General features: G+C 70.5%; 4 protein-coding genes and 1 pseudogene. 2 read left to right on the forward strand and 3 right to left on the reverse strand.

The window, feature by feature from the left end; genetic code table 11:
* Positions 1-260 (reverse strand): annotated as a pseudogene (locus tag JF597_RS53715) (hypothetical protein); the annotation flags it as partial.
* A gap of 215 nt (positions 261-475) precedes the next feature.
* Here JF597_RS53715 and JF597_RS53720 point away from each other — a divergent pair.
* Entirely contained in the window at positions 476-1,375 is a 900-nt protein-coding gene (locus tag JF597_RS53720; RefSeq protein ID WP_294014351.1) for an LLM class flavin-dependent oxidoreductase, read from the forward strand.
* 166 nt (positions 1,376-1,541) lie between these two features.
* On the opposite strand, the gene JF597_RS53725 is transcribed toward JF597_RS53720, so the two are convergent.
* Both JF597_RS53725 and JF597_RS53730 read right to left on the reverse strand, forming a co-directional pair.
* The gene (locus JF597_RS53725; protein ID WP_069762205.1) at positions 1,542-1,871 is read right to left on the reverse strand and encodes a TfoX/Sxy family protein; all 330 of its coding nucleotides are present in this window, start codon (positions 1,869-1,871) and stop codon (positions 1,542-1,544) included.
* Positions 1,871-2,329: an SRPBCC family protein gene (locus JF597_RS53730; RefSeq protein ID WP_294014353.1), complete on the reverse strand. Its 459-nt coding sequence runs from the start codon at positions 2,327-2,329 to the stop codon at positions 1,871-1,873. The genes JF597_RS53725 and JF597_RS53730 overlap by 1 nt, the downstream gene beginning before the upstream one ends.
* A gap of 273 nt (positions 2,330-2,602) precedes the next feature.
* On the opposite strand from JF597_RS53730, the gene JF597_RS53735 reads away from it, so the two are divergent.
* The coding region (locus JF597_RS53735; protein WP_294014354.1) for a glycosyltransferase at positions 2,603-3,055 on the forward strand (453 nt) is incomplete at its 3' end.

A 3,055-nucleotide genomic window follows, 5' to 3' on the forward strand; every position in this document is an offset into this window, starting at 1 on the left:
GTGAAGCGGCGCCGAACGAAGCGGGGCAGCTCCGCCTCGTCGATGAGGGCAACTGCCATGTCCTCCACCGAGATACGGCTGCGGCCGTCGGCGTCGAGGACGGGCTGGTCCCCGCCGATCCGGAAGCGACCGGTGCGCTCACCGGGGGCGATCTCCTCCGCGGGGCTCACATTGGGCCACAGCCGGTTCGAGGTCTGCAGGACGTTCAGGGCGTCGCGGTGACCAGCCCCGGCCGGCTCTCCGGCTGCCGAAGCGGGCATGTCCAAACCGCCGTCCAAACCGGGGGCACCTGGCGCGTAGACCGGCCGGGCACGGAGGCCCGGTCATGCACCGACGGGATGGAGAGCCGGTCAGGGTTGCCACGCCCGACGACCGCCTGCGTGTGGAACGGTCTGCGCTCCGAGGCCGGTTGACGTGGCCGTCCCCCCCCGCATGCCCCGTTGAACGAGCTGTCACCAGCCCATAGGTTCCGCGTATGACGAACGTACGGATCGGCGTGATGTACGACCGCGACTGGGCCCCGGAGGGGCTGCCCGGCTTCGCTCGGCAGGCAGAGGCGCTCGGCGTGGACGACGTGTGGGTGGTGGAGGACCTCGGGTGGAACGGCGGGGTGTCGGCAGCGGCCGTGGCCCTGGGCGCCACGGAACGCATCAAGGTGGGTATCGGCATCGCCCCCGCCCCGTTGCGCAGCCCGGCGCTTCTGGCGATGGAACTGGCCACGCTGGCACGGGTGTTCCCCGGACGGCTGGTGGCCGGGATCGGGCACGGGGTGCAGGAGTGGATGGCCCAGGTGGGCGCCGCGGCCCGTTCGCCGCTGGCCCTGCTGGAGGAGACGATCACCTCGGTACGTGCGCTGCTGCGCGGGGAGCGGGTAGAGCTGAACGGTCGTGAAGTGCGCCTGGAGGGAGTCCAGTTGACACATCCGCCGACCGAAGTGCCGCCGGTGGTCGCAGGCGTTGTCCGCTCTCGCTCCCTGGAACTGTCCGGCCGCGTCGCGGACGGCACCGTGATCACTGAGGGCCACGGCCCGCGCGATCTGGAGAACGCCCGCGCTCTGACCGCCAAGGGCGGTGCCGCGTCCGACCACGCCCTGACCGTCTTCGCCTTCGCCTGCGTCGGTGACGACGCCGACGAGGTGGCCAAGGTCCTGCACCCGCACATCGAGGGCCACGGTGCCTGGCTCGGCCGCCCGCCGCACGAGGTGTTCACCGTCTCGGGCCCCGCCTCGCAGGCCGCCGAGCGTCTCCGGGCTCTGGCGACGGCCGGCGCGGACACGGTCGTCCTGCGGATCGCCGGCCCGGATCCGCTGCGGCAGCTGGAGGCCGTACTGGATGCGATGGGAACGCGGAACTCACGTCCGGAAGCCGGTCAGTGACCCATTGGATCGTCGTCTAGGACGCGACCGCCGAGCCGGCCCTGGTTCGCCTCTGACGAAGTCCCACCCCTGTGTCCACAGCGGCACCTGGACCGGTTGGCCGCTCTTCGACATCCCTCGGTTGGGGGCCAGTGGTTGGGCCGCAGGCCCGCGGTGAAGCCCGCCGTTACTTGGGCGGCAGGCTCGCCGCGAAGGCGCGTCCCTCGTCGATCCACGCTCCCAGGGCCTCGTCCTCCGTCACGGCGGACCCGGCGACCACGACCCAGCCGCGCATCGGACGGCCGGTCATGTCGAAGACCCGCGCCCCGGGCCGGGCGAGGGCCGCGTCGGCGGCGTCGGGACCGACGCGGACCATGAGCTCGTCGCCGGTCACGCCGACGGCCATATTGCCTTCGTGCAGGAAGGCGATGCCGCCGAACATGCGCTTCTCGGTGACGCCGGGGTCCGCGGCGAGGTATTGGCGGATGCGCTCGGCGAGCCCTTCGTCGTACGCCATCAGGTGTCTCCCTGCCGCTCGGACAGCCTGCGCTCGAGGTCGCGCAGATCCTTGGTGAGGGAGGAACGGACCTGGCGAGCGAGCAGGGGTGATGCCAGGCGCAGAAGACCACCGGGGCCGCCCCGGACCCGGATGGCCGCGAGCGTGCCGCGCGGGTGTGCCTCGAAGGAGTAGGTCACGTGCATGGGCATGGGAGCGGCCACGGAAACCATGTCCAGCAGCCTCGGAGGCTCGTACGCGGCCACCCGCAGGACGTAGTCGATGCGCCGGCCGAGGAAGTGCGCCGTGCGGGTGACCTCGGCGCCCGTCCCGAAGCCGCCGCCGTCCGCCTGCCGGGTCAGCTCGGCCGTACGGATGCCCTGCGTCCACTCGGCGTCGTGGCGCCAGTCCATGGCGTACGCGGCCACCCGCTCGGGCGGCAGCGCGATCTCGCGCCGCACTGTCACGTCGATCGTCATCGTCTCACCGCCTCGCCCCCCGGTCCCGGTTGCCGTCGGCGCTCCGTCCACTCCAGCATGGCCGTGATCGGCGGTGGGTGCGCGCCGCAGGGATCGCGCCGGCCCGCGGCCCGGTCGTCCTGACGTCAGCGCTCAGCGACGCCCTGCACTGAACTGATCCACGGGACTGTCCGGGCCGGGATCACCCATTCCTCCGCGTGGGACAACCTTTGTCAGAGTCTGAACGTCCAATGAACAACAGGAGACACATAGTCTCCGCTGGGGGGAGCGTTCATGCTGAAGGTCAGCATCGTGGTGCCTGTGTACAACGCGGGCCGATATGTCGATATATGTGCGCCGTCACTCTTACATCAGACCCTGGGGAAGGACGCGTACGAAATCATCTACGTCGACGACGGCTCGACCGACGACTCCCCGCAGCGACTCGACGAGTTGGCAGGCAAGCACGCGCATGTACGTGTCATCCACCAGGAGAACTCCGGCTGGCCCGGCAAGCCCCGCAACGTCGGCATCCGGGGGGCCCGCGGGGAGTACGTCCAATTCGTCGACCAGGACGACGAGTTGACCCCGGCGGCGCTCGAACACCTGCACCGACTGGCCACCCGCAACGGCTCCGACATCGTTCTGGGCAAGGTCATCGGCACCATGGCGGGCCCCAGCAACGTCTTCAAACGCGCGGTGGAGCTCTGCACTGTCGAGGACTCACCTCTCATGGAGAGCCTCACC

The organism is Streptomyces sp., from assembly GCF_019510245.1.
Taxonomy (GTDB): Bacteria; Actinomycetota; Actinomycetes; order Streptomycetales; family Streptomycetaceae; genus Streptomyces.